Genomic DNA, 15,046 nt, shown 5'->3' on the forward strand with positions numbered 1-15,046 from the left:
CGACTCACCTATAGACGTCCATGGTCTCGCAGAGGTTCGCATGCGGTGGCCACTTCGCATGATCTTTCTGGGGCCACGGCCCGGCGCGCGGCCGCGGAGACCGTCCCGTCGATCTTCTCTTCAAGACTGCGGCGGCCCCGGTTAAAAGCGGCGATTTGTGCTCTGACCAGGTGCGATGCTGATCACCGGCCGCCAGCGACGGCCCCCGCAAGGTGCTTGTCTGTGAAGGGGACGCGCGATGAGAGCCCAGGGGCTGAGTTTCTCCGTCGACTCCGGCTCGGCCCCACCGGAACTGCTTTCGGCGGGCGGCCGGCCGGTCACCCCGCGAAGGACGCGGATGCTCGCCGGGTTGTTCCCGGTGAGCCTCGCCGTCCTGGACGGCTGCGCGACGGCGGTCGCCGTGTCCCTCACCGGGGGCGGCGACCTGCCGGGCCTCGCCGCGTTAACGGTCGTCGCGCTCAACGGCGCGGGCGGGCTGTACCGGGCGCGCCGCGCGCCGGCCCTGCTCTCCGACGCGCCGCCGCTCGTCCTCCGCACGCTGCTCGTCTGCGGGATCGCGGCGCTGCTGCGGGCGGACGCCTCGGCCTGGCTGTGGACGGCGGCCCTCTGCGGGACGGTCCAGCTCAGCGGGCGCGCGTGCGCGAACGCGATGGTCCGCACGTACCGGACCCGGCGCTCCCGGGCCCGGTCCGCGCTGGTCGTCGGGACGGGCGGGGCCTCCGCCCACGTGCTCGACGTCCTGCGCGAGCGCGCCGACCTCGGGCTCGCGGTGGCGGGGCAGGTGTCCGCGGGGGACCCGGAGGGGCCCCCGGGCGCGGCGCCCGTCCTCGGGGAGACCTCCGACCTGCCCGCGCTCGTCGAGGCGCACGGGATCGAGACGCTGGTCGTCGTGGCCGAGGACGTGCGGCCCGACCGGCTGGACGCGGTGCTGCGGACGTCGTTCGCGCTGCCCTGCGAGACGCTGCTCGTCCAGCCGCCCTCGGACGTCGTCCCGGTGGCGCCGGGGCGGCGCGAGTACCTCGCGGGGCTGCCGTGCGCGCGGATCGAGTGGGGGCTGCGCGCCCCGGCGGCCCGCCGCGCCAAGCGGGTCCTCGACGTCGTCGTGGCGGTCCTGGTCCTCCTGCTCGCGCTGCCGGTGCTCGCGGCGTGCGCGGTCGCCGTCCGGTCCGAGGGCGGTCCCGGCGTGCTGTTCCGGCAGCGGCGGATCGGGCTCGGCGGCGAGGAGTTCGTGCTGCTGAAGTTCCGGACGCTGAAGCCCGCGGACGAGCGGGAGGCCGACACCCGCTGGACCGTCAAGGACGACGAGCGGATGGGGCGGGTCGGCCGGTTCCTGCGCGCCACGTCCCTGGACGAGCTCCCGCAGCTGTGGAACGTCATCCGCGGCGACATGAGCCTCGTCGGCCCGCGCCCGGAGCGGCCGCACTTCGTGGAGCAGTTCTCCCGGACCTGCCCCGGCTACGCGGCGCGGCACCGCGTCCCCGCCGGGATGACGGGCTGGGCGCAGATCCACGGGTTCCGGGGCGACACGTCCATCGAGCTGCGGGCGAGGCTCGACAACCACTACATCGACCACTGGTCGTTCACCGGCGACCTGAGGATCCTGCTGCTGACGGCGCGGGCGATGCTCTTCCGGGACCCCGCATGACGACCTACGCCGCCGCTCCGCTCCTCGCGAGGCCGCTGCCGAGGCGCCCGAGCCTGCTCGTCGCGGCGACCGTGGCGTGCGCCGGGATCCCGCCCGGCGCGCAGGCGCCCGGGGCCGGCACGCAGGTCACGGCCGGGGACGTCGCCAGCGCCGTGCTCGTGCTGGTCGCGGCCGGGATGCTCGCCACGGGCCGGGCGCGGCTGCCGCGCCGGGCGCTGCCGGCGTTCGGGCCGCTGGTCGCGGCGCTCGGGATCAGCACCGTGCACTCGGCCGACATCGGGACCAGCCTCGCCGGGTTCGTCCGCGACCTCCAGGTCTTCGTGCTGGTGCCGCTCGCCGTGGTCGTGCTCGTCCGGGACCGGCGCGACCTCGCCACCGTCTGCTGGGCGGTGCTCGGCCTCGGCCTCGCGGAGGCGGTGTACGGGATCTGGCAGGCGCTCACCGGGAACGGCGCGTCGATGGGCGGCCAGAACATCCGCGCGGTCGGGACGTTCGGCGCGCTCGACGTGATGGCCATGTCGGTCGTCGTCGGGTTCGCGTTCCTCGTGCTGACCGCGTTCGCGCTGACGGCGTCCCAGCACGGCGCCGCCGCCGTCCCGTCCGCGCTCGCCGGGATCGCCGTCATGGGCGCGGCGCTGGCGCTCGCGCTCAGCCGCGGGACGTGGATCGCGCTCGGCGCCGCCGCCGTGCTGACCCTGGTGCTGTTCGACCGGTGGACGGCCGTCAAGGTGCTGACCTGCTGCGGCGCGCTGATGCTCGTCCTGCTCGGCGCCGTGGGCGGCGGGTCCCAGGCCGTGGTGGAGCGCGCGAAGTCGACGGTGGGCTCGGTCAGCGACCCGGACCAGTCCGTGGACGACCGCTACAACCTGTGGGCGGCGGCCGTCCGGATCTGGGAGGACCACCCGGTCACCGGCGTCGGGGTGAAGAACTTCCCGGCCTACCGCGACACCTACGCGACGATCGAGCTGTCGTCCGGCAGCGAGACCGCCGATCCCGTCAACGGCTACGTGCGGCAGCCGCTGCTGTCGCCGCACAACGAGTACTTGCTGTTCCTGTCCGAGCAGGGGGCGGTGGGCCTCGCGGGGTTCGCCGCGCTGCTCGCCGCGATCGCCGCCGGGCTGTGGAGGCGCCGCGACGCCCGCGACCCGTTCTGGCTGGCGAGCGTCGCGCTCCTGGCCTTCCTGCTGATCAACTTCCTGTACGCGGACCTGGGCGGGCCCACGTGCGCGCTCGTCGGCGTCGTCCTCGGCCTCACGGCGGCCCGCGCGTTCGGGGCGGCCGGCGCCTCCCCGGTCATGACGTCCCCTTCCGGGAGGGCGCCGTGACCGGGCGCGGCGGGCGGCCTCCCGGCGGTTCCGTGGGACGGGCCGCGATGGTGTCGGGGGTGCTCATCGCGGCGGGCACCGGGCTGGGGTTCCTGCGCGACCTCGTCATGGCGGACCTGTTCGGCGCCAGCGGCAGCACGGACGCGTTCCTCGTCGCCTGGACGATCCCCGAGACCGTCTCGCCGCTGCTGATCGAGGACGCCATGGCGCTGCTCATGGTCCCCGTCGTCACGCGGCTCCTCGCGCGCGGGGACGGCCTGCGCCCCCTCGTCGGCACGACCCTGCCGCGCATGGTGCTCGGCCTGTCGGTCGTCACCGGTGCGCTCGCCGTCGCGGCGCCCACCGTGGTGGACGTCCTCGCGCCCGGCCTCTCCGAGCAGGGCCCGGCCGTCCAGTGCGTCCGGCTGACCGCGGTCACCGTCGTCACGTTCGGCGTCGCGGGCTTCATGAGCGCGACGCTGCGCGCCCACCACCGGTTCGGGCCGCCGGCCGCCATCTACCTCGCCTACAACGTCGGCATCCTCGCGCTGATCGCGGGCCTGTCCGGCGCCGTCGGCGTCACCAGCGCGGCGGTCGGGGTCGCCTGCGGCAGCTTCCTGATGGTCGCGGTGCAGCTCCCGGCGTTCCTGCGCTGCCTGCGGGACGCGCCCGCGGGACCGGACGCGGCGCCGTCCGGGAGCGTGGACGTGCGGCTCGGCCTGGCGGCCATCGCCCCCATCGTCGTCTACACGGTCACGCGGCAGTCGCAGGTGTTCGTGGAGCGGTTCATCGGGGCCGGGCTGGCCGCCGGGTCGATCTCGCACCTGAACTACGCGCAGAAGGTCGCGCAGGTGCCGATGGTGCTGTCGCTGCTGATCGTGACGGTGACGTTCCCGAGGCTCGCCCGCGCGTCGGCGGACGGCGACACCGCGCAGGTCGCCCGCCGCATCCGGCAGGACCTCGCCGTCGCGAGCGCGATGGTGCTGGCCGCGACCGCGTTCCTGGTCGCGTTCGCCCCGGTCGTCATCGGGGTCCTGTTCGAGCACGGCGAGTTCACGTCCGCCGACACCGCGAGCACCGCGGCCATCCTGCGCGTGTACGCGCTCGGCCTGTGGGGGCAGATGGCCGTCGGCCTCGCCGCCCGCGCGTTCTTCGCGCAGAAGAAGCCGACCTGGCGCCCGGCGGCCGTGCTCGCCGCGGGGCTGGCCGTCACGGCGGCGATCGGCGGCGCGTTCGCCGCGTCCGCCGGGACGCTCGCGCTGGCCGCCGCGAACGCCGCCGGCATCACCCTCGCCGCCGTCCTGATGCTCGCCGGGCTGCGCCGCGGCGTCGCGCCCGTCCCGCTGCGCCGGATCGCCGCGGACGTGGCGCGGCTCGTGCTCGCCGCCGCGGGGGCCTGCGCGGCGGGGACGCTCGCCGCCGGGGCCCTGGACGCGCCGCCGGTCGTCCGCCTGGCGGCCGGCGGGCTCGCGGTCGCCGCCGTCTTCGCCGTCCTCGCCGTCCTGGCGGGGCCCGGCCTCGTCGCTCCATGGATCGCTTCACGGCCGCTCGGTGGGCGCCACCGGCGCGGCCGCACCGAATCGGGGGACACCAGTGAGCAAGCCGACAGAACCGAGTCACCTGACCGAACCGGCCCAGCTCCCGGCACGGACGGCCGAGGGCGTCCGGCACGCGCCGCCGGTGCTGATGTACCACTCGGTCGACCACTTCGATGAGGACCCGCACCTGGTGACGGTGTCGCCGGCGCGGTTCGGGCGGCAGATGGCCTGGATGCGGGCGCGCGGCCTGCGCGGCGTCGGCATGCGCGAGCTGCTGGACGCGCACGCCGCCGGACGGGCCCGCGGCCTGGTCGGGCTCACCTTCGACGACGGGTACGCCGACTTCGCGACCCGGGCCGTCCCGGCGCTGGTGCGGTACGGGTTCGGCGCGACGGTGTTCGTCGTGTCCGGGCGCATCGGCACCTACAACGCGTGGGACGACGGTCCGCGCAAGCCGCTCATGACGGCCGAGCAGATCCGCGCCGTGGCCGACGTCGGGATGGAGGTCGCCTCGCACGGCCGCCACCACGTCTCGCTCCCCGAGACGGACGACACCGAGCTCCGCGAAGAACTGGAGGAGAGCCGCGCCGTCCTGGAGGACCTCGTCGAGGCACCGGTCACCGGCTTCGCCTACCCGTACGGGCACGCCACCGCCCGCGAGGTCGAGGCCGTGCGCGCCGCCGGGTACGACTACGCGTGCGACATCCGGCCCGAGGAGCCGGGACGGCACGCGCTGCCCCGCACCTACGTCGGCGACCGGGACGGCCCGCTGCGGCTGCGCGTCAAGCTCGTCCGCCACGAGCTGCGCCGGAGGAGCCGCGTGTGACCCGGGTCCTGCACGTCATCACCGGCCTCGACCACGGCGGCGCCGAACGCCAGCTCGCGCTGCTGCTGCGCCACCTGCCGGTGTCCTGCGAGGTCGCGACCCTCACCCGGGCCGGAGCCCTCGGCGCGGAGATCCGCCGCTCGGGCGTGCCCGTCCACGAGATCGGGATGCGCGGCAACCGGGACCTCGGGGCGCTGCCCCGGCTGGCCCGGCTGATCCGCCGGGGGCGGTACGACGTCGTCCACACCCATCTCTACCGGGCGTGCGTGTACGGCCGGATCGCCGCGCGCATGGCCGGGGCGCCCCGCGTCATCGCCACCGAGCACTCGCTCGGCGAAGGCCACATCGAGGGGCGGGCCACGACGCGCGGCGTCCGGGCCCTGTACCGGGCGACCGAGCGGCTCGGGTCCGCCACCGTCGCGGTGTCGCCCGCCGTCGCCGACCGGCTCCGCGCCTGGGGCGTGCGCCCCGGCCGGATCGTCGTGATCCCGAACGGCGTCGACGCCGCCGCGTTCGCGTTCGACCCGGCCCGCCGGGCCGCGACGCGCCGCCGCCTCGGGATCGGCCCGGACGAGCCCGTCGTCGGCGGCGTCGGGCGGCTCGTCCCGACCAAGCGGTTCGACCTGCTGGTCGAGGCGGTCGCGCGGCTGGACGGCGTCCGGCTGCTGCTCGTCGGCGCGGGCCCGGCGCGGGAGGCGCTCGCCCGGCTCGCGCGCGAGCGCGGCGCCGCCGGCCGCGTGGTCTTCGCCGGGGCCACCTCCGACGTCGCGGGCGCCCTCGCCGCCATGGACGTGCTCGCCGCGCCGTCCGTCCAGGAGACGTTCGGGCTCGGCGTCCTGGAGGGGCTGGCCGCCGGGCTGCCCGTCCGCTACACCGTCTGCCCCGCCCTCGACCACCTCCCGCCCGGCGACGCCCCGGACGCCCGCCGCCTGCCCTCCGACGCCGGGGTCTGGAGCGCCGAACTCGGGCGCGTCCTGCGCGAACCCCGCGACCGGACGCGGGTGGCGCCGGCCGTCGCCCGCTACGCCGTCGCCGAGCGGGCCGCCGAGCTCGCCCGGCTCTACCGCCCCGACCCGTTCGCCGGCGGGGCCGAACCGATACGAGAAAGGGCTCATGATGCAGCGACGTGACGCCAGGAGGAGGCCGCCGAGACCGCCGAGGACGGTGCGCCGGGCCGGCCGGTTCGGCCCGGCCGCCCGGCGCCTGCGCGGGCTGGTCACCGCGACGGCGCGGCGCTTCGGCCTGCCCATCGTGTTCGTGCTCGCCGGGTTCCTCGGCGGGCTCGGCTACGCCGTGTTCGCGCCCACCACCTACACCGCGACGGCGTACGTCCTGGTCGTGGACGCCGGGAAGGGCCAGTCCGGCCCGGCGGCGGTCAGCTTCGCGCAGGCGTTCGGGCGGCTCGCGCCGCTCCCGGAGACCCTCGCCTACTCCTCGCTCCCGCTGCCGGACGGGGAGAGCGGCTCCACCCGCGAGCACATCCAGGCGTCCACCTCGCCGGACACGCCTCTGATCAAGCTCGCGGGCAGCGGCCGGACGGCCCGCGACGCCGCCGCGTACGCCAACGCCGCCGCGGACGCGCTCGTCCGGTACGGGACGTCCCACCGCTCCGACACCGGCGTCCGCGTCGCGCTGATGACGCTCGCCGAACCGCCCGCCGAGCCGTCGTCGCCGAACCTGCCGCTCGGCCTCGCCGTCGGCACCGCGTCGGGGATCCTGCTCGCCGGGCTCGCGGCCGCCGTCATGAGCGGCCGGCGCGGGCGGGCCGGGCGCCGGGAGCGGGGCCACGTCCCGTCGGCGGCGGGAGCGGGCGCCCTCGAAGAGAAGATCGCCGGTCCCGTCCCCACCGGACGGGTGGAGGTGGGCTCGTGACCGTGACCGCGCCCTCCCTGCTGACCGCGCCGCCCGGCGCCTCCACCGAGTGGTCGGCCGAGGTGCACCGGGACGAGCAGGCCCTCATCGCCCTGGCCGACGACCTGCGCGACCTCTACGAGCGCAGCCCGGCCGCGACGCCCTTCCAGTCCTACGAGTGGATCAAGTCGTGGTGGGGCTGGTACGGGACGCGCGGGCGGCTCCGCCTCGCCACCGTCCGGCGCCGCGGCAGGCTCGTCGCGGCGGCGCCGCTGGCGTCGGGCGTGCGGCACGGATTCCCGGTGCTCGTCCCGATCGCCGCAGACCAGAGCGACTTCACCGACGTCCTGCTCGACCCGGTCCACGCCGACGGCGCCGTCCGGCACCTCGCCCGGGCCCTGCTGGACGAACGCGGATGGTGCGCGCTCGACCTGCGCGAGGTGCGTCCCGGCTCGGCGGCGCACCTGGTGGCGGCGCAGTGGCCGCGCGGGACGTGGCGGACGCCGTCCTCGGTGTGCCTCGAACTGCCCGCCGGCGGCGGAGACCCCGGGACCGGCGCCGGGATCGACGCCGTCCTGGACCGGCTCCCGCGCCGCACCGCCGGGAAGATGCGCGCCAAGCTCCGCAAGATCGACGTGCGCGGCATCACGGCCGAGAGCGTCCCGGCGGACCAGGTCCCCGACGCCGTGCACGCGCTGCTCGACCTGCACGCCCGGCAGTGGCGCGGCCGACCGATCAACCCCGAGCACACCCGCGGGCGGTTCCGCCGCCACCTCGCCGAGGCGGCCGCCGGGATGGTCCGCGACGGGCGCGCCGCCGTCCTGCAGTACCGGTGGGACGGCCGGCTCGTCGCCAGCGACCTCGTCCTGATCGGGCACCGCCACGTCGGCGCCTACCTCTACGGGGCGCTGCCGGACCTGCGGTCCCGCGTGGACGTCTCGCTGATGATGCTGCGCGAGGACCTCGCCCTCGCCCGGGACCGGCGCCGCCAGGGCGTCAGCCTGCTGCGCGGGGACGAGCCGTACAAGCTGAAGTGGCGGCCGGCGGCCGTCCGGAACGAGCGGATCATCCTCGGGCGGACCGCGCCGGCCGCCGCCTACGCCGGCCTCGCCCGGACCCGCGCGTACCTGGCGGAGCGGCGGCGCGGGGGGCCGGGAGCGCACGCCGGCCCGTCCGGGAGCGCGTCCCCGCTGCTCCATGACTGACCCGCGGGACGGCACCCCACTGCGGATCCTGCACGTCAGCCAGCCGAACGCGGGCGGGGTCGCCGTCTACGTCGGGCAGGCGGCGGGCGACCAGCGGCGGCGCGGCTGGGAGGTGGCGGTCGCCTGCCCGCCGGGCGGCGACCTGCCCGAGCGGTGCATGGCGGCGGGCGTGCCCTGGCTCAGGTGGGACGCCGGGCGCGCCCCCGGCCCCCGCACCCTGCTGGAGGCGCTCGGCCTCCGCCGCCTGGTGAAGGGCTTCGCCCCGGACGTCGTCCACCTGCACTCCTCGAAGGCGGGCCTGGCCGGGCGGCTGCTGGGCCGCCCGGCCGGCACGCCCACGATCTTCCAGCCGCACGGCTGGTCGTGGCTCGCCGCCACCGGGCGGACCGACACCCTCAGCCGCCTGTGGGAACGCGCCGGCGCCCGGTGGAGCGACGCCCTGGTCTGCGTCGGGATCGGCGAGCTGCGCGAGGGCGAGCGCGCGGGCGTGCGCGGGCCGTACCGGCTCGTCCGCAACGGCGTCGACCGGCGCCGGTTCGCGCCCGCCGACGCCGCCGCGCGCCTCGCCGCCCGCACCCGTCTCGGCCTGGAGGCCGCCGTGCCGCTCGCGGTGTGCATCGGGCGGCTGACCCGGCAGAAGGGGCAGGACGTCCTGGTCGCGGCCTGGCCGGGCGTCACCGCGCGCTGCCCGTCCGCCCAGCTCGCCATCGTCGGGGACGGCGAGGACCTGGACCGGCTGCGCCGCGAGCGCGTGGCCGGGGTCCGGTTCGTCCCGGCCGTGGAGGACCCGCGCGACTGGCTCTCGGCGTCCAACCTCATCGTGCTGCCGTCCCGGTGGGAGGGGCTGCCGCTGACCGCGCTGGAGGCCCTCGCCACCGGGCGCCCCCTCGTGGGGACGGACATCCCGGGCATCACCGAGGTCGTCCGCCCGGGGCTGGGCGCGCTGGTGCCCGTCGAGGACCCCGCCGCGCTCGCCGAGGAGATGGCCGGGCGGCTGCTGTTCCCCGGGATCGCCGAGCGGGAGGGGCGCGCGGCGGTCGCCGCGTCCGCCGCCTACGACATCGGCCGGACGGCGGCGCTCCTCGCGGCCGTCACCCGCGACGTCGCCGGGCTCGGGGAGACCCCCGCGGAGGCCCTGGCGGACGCGCGGGCGGTGGCGGGCGGCCCCGACCACGGCGGCCTCGGCGTCACCGGTTTCGGCGGCCTGGGCGGCTTCGAGGGCGCCTTGACCGACGGCTTGGCGGAGGGCGGCGCGGGCGGGGCCGGCGCGGAGGGCGCCGGAACGGCCGATGCCGGGGCGGCCGGTGCGGATGTGGCCGGTGCGGACGCGGCAGGCGGAGAGGCGGCCGGTGCGGGGGCGGCGGGCGTCGGGGTGAACGGGCCCTTGCCCGGGGGCGGCGGGGCGGTCACGCCGCCGAACAGCTCCCGGTAGGCGGCGGAGGAGCGGGGATTCCCGCCGCCGCACGACCAGACCCCGTGCGGGCAGTAGTCCGTGATCGACTGGTAGACGACGTCGTGCGACATGATCCAGTCGTGCATTCCCCGTACATACGCGGGATTGTCGGAATTGCGAAACAGGCCCCACTCGGGAAACGAGAGGGGCTTGCCGTGCGCGGTCGCGAACTCCGCCTGCTCGCGCAACCCGTAGGGCTCGTCGACGAAATCCTGGAATGACTTTCCCTCGGGTTGGTCATAACTGTCGGAACCGATGATGTCGACGACGTCGTCACCCGGATAGCAGTCCGTCCACGGGATCGCGTCCGGGCCCCGCGTCGGCGCGAAATCGAAACGGAAGTGCGCGCCCCGCACCGCGCGCATGGTACCGACGATCCTGCGCCAATAGGCCTTCCACGCGGTCGGATCCGGGGCGCACCGTCCGGCGTAGACCTCGCCGTTCATCTCCCAGCCGAGGACGATGACCGCGTCGCCGACGCCCAGGGAGACGAGCCGTTCGGCGAGTGTCCGGTAGTGGTCGTCGAACGTGCCGCGCATGCCGCCGCGCAGCAGCGAGGCCAGCACCGGAACCGGGATCCCCGCCTCGTTCGGCGCCATCATCGGGACGTTGAGCACGAGCATGCGCCGCTGGTCGGCGGCCTTCCAGTGCGCCCAGGCGGCCAGCATCGCCCGCGGCCCCTCGATCGCCTCCCAGTCGTCGCCCGGCAGGTAGGTGCGCCCGACCGTCACGGTCGAGCCGAGCCAGCGCTCGAAGCGGGCCACCCGGGCCACGCCCTCCGGGCCCGAACCCAGAAACGCCCCCAATGGCACGTGTGCCGCCCATCGGTGAATCGCCCGCGGCTGCTGCCACGTCACCAGTGCCGACGCCATGAGGGCGAACAACACCACGGATGCGGCCAGAATAGGAGGGAGCGGACACCAGAACGGCGACCTTTTTCGCCGGGGTTCGAACGGCCGTCCCGTCGAATGGATATCCGCAGCTCGCATGCGTATCGTATGCCCAAGGGAGCCCGTCGCGAAAAAGTCGGCGGGGTGGAAAATGTGAAAATTTACCGTGGGGAAGGGATGCCGGTGCGCCGCGATACGAGGGAATGGGCCTGAGGGGATGTTCTTCGACAGCCGGCCGCGGGCCGTCCAGCCCCGCAACGCGCGCCTCGACCCGGGCCTTCCCGTCCTGCTGCTGCGCACCGACCGCAACCTGTTCCACCACGGCACGCTGGCGGTGATCCGCAGCCTCGGCCGCGCCGGGGTCCCCGTGCACGCCCTCCTCGAAGGGCGCGGCAACCCCGCGTCCCGCTCCCGCTACCTGTTCCGCGGGCACCCCTGGGGGCCGCCCGCCGAACGCCCGGACGAACTGCTGGCCCACCTGCGGACCGTCGCCGAGCGGATCGGCCGCCCCGCCCTGCTCGTCCCGATGGACGACGCGGGAGCGATCTTCGTCGCCGAGCACGCGGACGGCCTGAGGCCCCACTTCGTCTTCCCCCGCCAGGACCCCGGCGTCCCCCGCGGCGTCGCCGACAAGGCCCGGCTGCTGGAGGCGTGCCACCGGCACGGCGTCCCCTGCCCGCCGAGCCTCACGCCCGAGTCGGCCGCCGACGTCGACGAGGCCGCCGCCGCGCTCGGCCTGCCGCTGATCGCCAAGTGGGCGCGGCCGTGGCGGATGCGCCCCGGGATGCGCAGCACCACGCTGGTGCCCACGCTCGGCGAGCTGCACCGGCTGTTCGCCGCCACCCGCGAGCGCGACCCGCACGGCGGCGCGGGCCCGCTCATCCTGCAGCGGCGCATCCCGCCCGCGGGCGGCGACTGGTTCTTCCAGGGCTACTTCGACGACGACGGCGACTGCCTGTTCGGCGGGACCGGCCGCAAGCACCTCGCGCACCCGCCGCAGGCCGGGCACACGGTCGCGGGGGAGTGGGTCGCCAGCCCCGAGCTCGAACGCCACGCGGTCCGGATCGTCCGGCTGCTCGGCTGCCGCGGCCTCGTCGACCTCGACTTCCGGTTCGACGCGGGCGCCGGCGTCCACCACCTGCTGGACTTCAACCCCCGCATCGGGGCGCAGTTCCGGCTGTTCACCGACCGCGACGGCCTCGACCTCGCGCGGGTCCTGCACCTGCACCAGTCGGGTCGGCCCGTCCCCGCCGCGCGGCCGGCGCCCGGCCGCCACCTGCTCGTGGAGAACCACTACCTCGCGCGGTCGGCCCGGCGTCCGCGCCACGGAACGCCCCCGGGTCCCGGAACACCGCGGCTTCCGCGGCTGCGCCCGCTGCGGGAGACCCTCCGCCCGCTGCGGGAGGCCGACGAGTTCGCCTGGTACGCGGGCGACGACCTGCCGCCCTTCCTCGCCATGGGGCGGCGCAGCGCGCTCCGCGCGGTCGAACGGCTCCGCACCAGGTAACACCACGCACACACGGGGGGAATCGAACATGAGCGACTCGGCCAGCGACGTCGTCATCGCCGGCGCCGGGCCCTACGGCCTGTCGACCGCGGCCTACCTGCAGAACCTCGGGCTGGACGTCCGGGTCATCGGCGAGCCGATGCGGTTCTGGGACGCGAACATGCCGCTCGGCATGTACCTCAAGTCCGAGCCGTTCGCCTCCAACCTCGGGGCGCCGCAGGCGGGCCTGCGGTTCACCGACCGCCATCCGGGCTGGCGGATCGGGCAGCCGATCCCGCTGGAGACGTTCGTCGAGTACGGGCGCTGGTTCGCCGCCGAAGCCGTCCCGGGCACCGAGGACGCGCAGGTCGTGAAGATCGAGCAGGGCGTCGCGGGCGGCTACCTCGTCACGCTGTCGTCGGGCGAGGCGATCGCGGCGCGCGCGGTCGTCGTCGCGGTCGGCGTCGGGCCGTTCGCGCACATCCCGGAGCAGCTGACGGGCATGCCGTCCTGGCTCGTCTCGCACAGCAGCGCCCACAGCGACCTCGGCCTGTTCGCGGGCAAGGAGGTCGCGGTCGTCGGCGCCGGGCAGTCCGCGCTGGAGACGGCGGTGCTGCTGGCCGACGCGGGGGCGCGGCCGCACCTGATCGCCCGGCGGCGCGTCCTCGACTGGAACACCGTCCCGGAGGAGCGCCGGTCGCCGCGCACCCTCCTGCGGGAGGGCCCGAGATCCGGGCTCGGCACCGGCTACCGGACGTGGCTGTGGGCGGAGCGGCCCGGGCTCGTCCGGTACCTGCCGGAGCGGACCCGGCGGCGGATCGTCCGCGAGACGCTCCCGCCGGCGGGCTCCTGGTGGCTGCGCGACCGGCTGGACGAGCGGATCCGCGTCTCGACGGGGCGCCTGCTCGCCAAGGCCGTCGAGCAGGACGACGGCGTCGCCCTCACCACCACCGACCACGAGGGGCGCCGCCTCGTCACGGAGGTCGAGCACGTCATCGCCGCGACCGGGTTCGTCCCCGACGTCGAGCGGCTCACCCTGCTCGCGCCCGAGCTGCGCGACCGGATCACGACCCGGCTCGGGGCGCCGGTGCTCAGCCGCGACTTCGAGGCGTCCACGTCCGGCCTCTACTTCGCCGGGCTCGCCGCCGCCCCCACCTTCGGGCCGGTCATGCGGTTCGTGCACGGCGCCGACTTCGCCGCCCGGCGGATCGCGCGCCACATCGTCCGGCGGACGCCGCGCGTGCGGGTGCCGGCGAGCCGACCGTCGGCCTTCCTGGAGCCGGGAACCTCCTCCCAGAGGTGAAGAATCCTCCTCCGAGCCGGCGGTGCGCCCCAGGGCGCCCGCCGGCTCCCGGCTCTCCGGGACCGGCCGGCCGTCACCCCCAGGGCGGCCGGGCCCGGCGGCGCGCGCGCTCGGCCCTGGCGACGGCCACGGACCACTGCAGGCGCGAGTAGAGCGTCCACGCGCCGCACCGGCCGCGCGCGGGCGCCGGGTCATGAGCGGTGGAAACGGCGGAGAGCATGATCAGGTCGGCGTCGGCGCGGGTGACGAACCGGCGGGTCTCGCGCCGGGGGCGCTGGGAGCGCGCGGGCAGCAGGCGCGCCATCGCGGACGAGGGATCGATCATCGCAGGCTCCTCGCTGGACGGCCGGTTGTGACCGCCCGCTCACTGAATGTAGCGCACCGATACCGTCCACCATGCTTCTCCCGGACGCCAGGCATGGGGGCGGCGCCTGACGGTCCCGCAAGGGCACCGAGGCTCCGGAGAAAGCCATGCGTCTCGACAAAAAGAAAGAGCCTGGCAAAAAGGGCGACAGGTACCGGGAAACCGGCCGAGATAAAAGCCAGATTAATGCCACGGTAAATGATGGGGAGACACGGCGGGAGACCGGCCAATGGCTCCTTGATCGGTGTTGCGGCGGTGCTACGTTCATGCCGTCCGGAACGACCGGGACCCGAAAACGACCTGGCCACGGCCATGGCGACGAGAGGAAGCGGCTGTGCACACCGAACCGATCCAGCGCGGGGCGAAGCGCCCGCAGGGTCGGCCGCGGCACGCCCTCCTCTCCGTTCTGGTCCGCCTGGTCGCCGTCGCGGGCTTCGCGTTCGCGGGATGGCTCACGCTCTCCGCGCTGACCCACTCCGCCTTCGCCGCCGAGCGGGCCGCACGCCCCGCCGCCGCCCCGGACGACCACGGTCTCCTCGACCAGACCCCGCGCGTCGCCAACCTGGACGGCGCGGCCGCCATCCGCCACCTCACCGCCGACCACGACCCCCAGGCCCGCAAGGGCCAGGCCGGTCAGGCCCGGCACGAGGGTCAGGCCCGCCACAACGGCGGCCACGCCGCCCACGGCGGCCAGGCCCGTCAAGGCGGGCTGGTCCGCGGCGGCGGGCAGGGGGCATCTCTCTCCGAGGCCGTTTCGGACTCCGCTCCCGGCGTTGGCCGTGGCTCTGGCCTCGGCTCTGTTTCCGGGGCCGTCCCGGGTGGTGTGCGGGAGATCGGAGAGCACCCCGTCCGGTACCTGCGGGCACGGCAGCAGGATGTGCTCGACGGCAAGGACCGGGCCGTCCGCCAGGTGCGTGACGTGGCCGACGAGGCCGGGGTGCCGGGCGTGCGCGTGTCCGACCTCCTTCAGGAGCGTCCTGTCATCGGGGGGCTCGTCCACCGGGTGACGGACCAGCAGCCGCTGCTGGAGGACGGCGCACCGGCCGGCGCCCAGCAGGAGCCGAAGGTGCAGCGCGGCGTCGACCGGGCTCGCGACGAGGCGGCGCCCGCCGCCGCGTCGCACGCCAGGCCCGCGGCCGTCCCGGTCGCGGCGAGCGCGGGCGAGCCGGCGCACGAGAGGG

The 15,046-nt window shown here is 76.0% G+C and carries 13 protein-coding genes and 1 pseudogene; 12 read left to right on the forward strand and 2 right to left on the reverse strand.

Annotated features, from left to right (window positions below; all coding sequences use genetic code 11):
* Positions 1-238: 238 nt before the first annotated feature.
* The 8 genes from AB0C87_RS27990 to AB0C87_RS28025 are packed head-to-tail and all read left to right on the forward strand — an operon-like array spanning position 239 to position 9,801.
* The gene (locus AB0C87_RS27990) at positions 239-1,645 is read left to right on the forward strand and encodes an exopolysaccharide biosynthesis polyprenyl glycosylphosphotransferase (RefSeq protein WP_345177971.1); all 1,407 of its coding nucleotides are present in this window, start codon (positions 239-241) and stop codon (positions 1,643-1,645) included.
* The gene (locus AB0C87_RS27995; RefSeq protein ID WP_360580308.1) at positions 1,642-2,970 is read left to right on the forward strand and encodes an O-antigen ligase family protein; all 1,329 of its coding nucleotides are present in this window, start codon (positions 1,642-1,644) and stop codon (positions 2,968-2,970) included. The genes AB0C87_RS27990 and AB0C87_RS27995 overlap by 4 nt, the downstream gene beginning before the upstream one ends.
* Positions 2,967-4,664 (forward strand): lipid II flippase MurJ, encoded by a 1,698-nt coding sequence (locus AB0C87_RS28000; RefSeq protein ID WP_360580310.1) that lies wholly within the window; start codon positions 2,967-2,969, stop codon positions 4,662-4,664. Before AB0C87_RS27995 ends, AB0C87_RS28000 begins: the two co-directional genes overlap by 4 nt.
* Positions 4,636-5,313 carry a polysaccharide deacetylase family protein gene (locus AB0C87_RS28005; protein WP_345178176.1) on the forward strand — a complete coding sequence of 226 codons (678 nt, stop codon included), beginning with the start codon at positions 4,636-4,638 and terminating at the stop codon, positions 5,311-5,313. Before AB0C87_RS28000 ends, AB0C87_RS28005 begins: the two co-directional genes overlap by 29 nt.
* Positions 5,310-6,443, forward strand: coding sequence for a glycosyltransferase (locus AB0C87_RS28010; protein ID WP_360580312.1), 1,134 nt, complete (start codon positions 5,310-5,312; stop codon positions 6,441-6,443). The genes AB0C87_RS28005 and AB0C87_RS28010 overlap by 4 nt, the downstream gene beginning before the upstream one ends.
* The gene (locus AB0C87_RS28015; RefSeq protein ID WP_353835608.1) at positions 6,427-7,185 is read left to right on the forward strand and encodes a Wzz/FepE/Etk N-terminal domain-containing protein; all 759 of its coding nucleotides are present in this window, start codon (positions 6,427-6,429) and stop codon (positions 7,183-7,185) included. Before AB0C87_RS28010 ends, AB0C87_RS28015 begins: the two co-directional genes overlap by 17 nt.
* Entirely contained in the window at positions 7,182-8,369 is a 1,188-nt protein-coding gene (locus tag AB0C87_RS28020) for a GNAT family N-acetyltransferase (protein ID WP_345177982.1), read from the forward strand. Before AB0C87_RS28015 ends, AB0C87_RS28020 begins: the two co-directional genes overlap by 4 nt.
* Positions 8,362-9,801, forward strand: coding sequence for a glycosyltransferase (locus tag AB0C87_RS28025; protein ID WP_360580314.1), 1,440 nt, complete (start codon positions 8,362-8,364; stop codon positions 9,799-9,801). The genes AB0C87_RS28020 and AB0C87_RS28025 overlap by 8 nt, the downstream gene beginning before the upstream one ends.
* A 239-nt stretch (positions 9,802-10,040) precedes the next feature.
* On the opposite strand, the pseudogene AB0C87_RS28030 reads toward AB0C87_RS28025, so the two are convergent.
* Positions 10,041-10,445 (reverse strand): annotated as a pseudogene (locus AB0C87_RS28030) (glycosyl hydrolase); the annotation flags it as partial.
* On the opposite strand from AB0C87_RS28030, the gene AB0C87_RS28035 reads away from it, so the two are divergent.
* The 3 genes from AB0C87_RS28035 to AB0C87_RS28045 all read left to right on the forward strand — a co-directional run bounded on the left by AB0C87_RS28035 (position 10,360) and on the right by AB0C87_RS28045 (position 13,501).
* Entirely contained in the window at positions 10,360-10,536 is a 177-nt protein-coding gene (locus tag AB0C87_RS28035; protein ID WP_345177985.1) for a hypothetical protein, read from the forward strand. The pseudogene AB0C87_RS28030 and the gene AB0C87_RS28035 overlap by 86 nt on opposite strands.
* 393 nt (positions 10,537-10,929) lie before the next feature.
* Positions 10,930-12,219 (forward strand): ATP-grasp domain-containing protein, encoded by a 1,290-nt coding sequence (locus AB0C87_RS28040; protein WP_345177987.1) that lies wholly within the window; start codon positions 10,930-10,932, stop codon positions 12,217-12,219.
* A 28-nt stretch (positions 12,220-12,247) separates the two neighbouring features.
* Positions 12,248-13,501, forward strand: coding sequence for an NAD(P)-binding domain-containing protein (locus AB0C87_RS28045; protein WP_345177989.1), 1,254 nt, complete (start codon positions 12,248-12,250; stop codon positions 13,499-13,501).
* 73 nt (positions 13,502-13,574) lie between these two features.
* Here AB0C87_RS28045 and AB0C87_RS28050 read toward each other — a convergent pair whose 3' ends face one another.
* The gene (locus AB0C87_RS28050; protein WP_345177991.1) at positions 13,575-13,826 is read right to left on the reverse strand and encodes a hypothetical protein; all 252 of its coding nucleotides are present in this window, start codon (positions 13,824-13,826) and stop codon (positions 13,575-13,577) included.
* Between the two features lie 373 nt (positions 13,827-14,199).
* On the opposite strand from AB0C87_RS28050, the gene AB0C87_RS28055 reads away from it, so the two are divergent.
* On the forward strand, positions 14,200-15,046 hold an 847-nt coding region (locus AB0C87_RS28055), incomplete at its 3' end, for a hypothetical protein (protein ID WP_360580317.1).

It is taken from the genome of Actinomadura sp. NPDC048021 (assembly GCF_040653135.1).
Classification (GTDB): domain Bacteria; phylum Actinomycetota; class Actinomycetes; order Streptosporangiales; family Streptosporangiaceae; genus Spirillospora; species Spirillospora verrucosospora.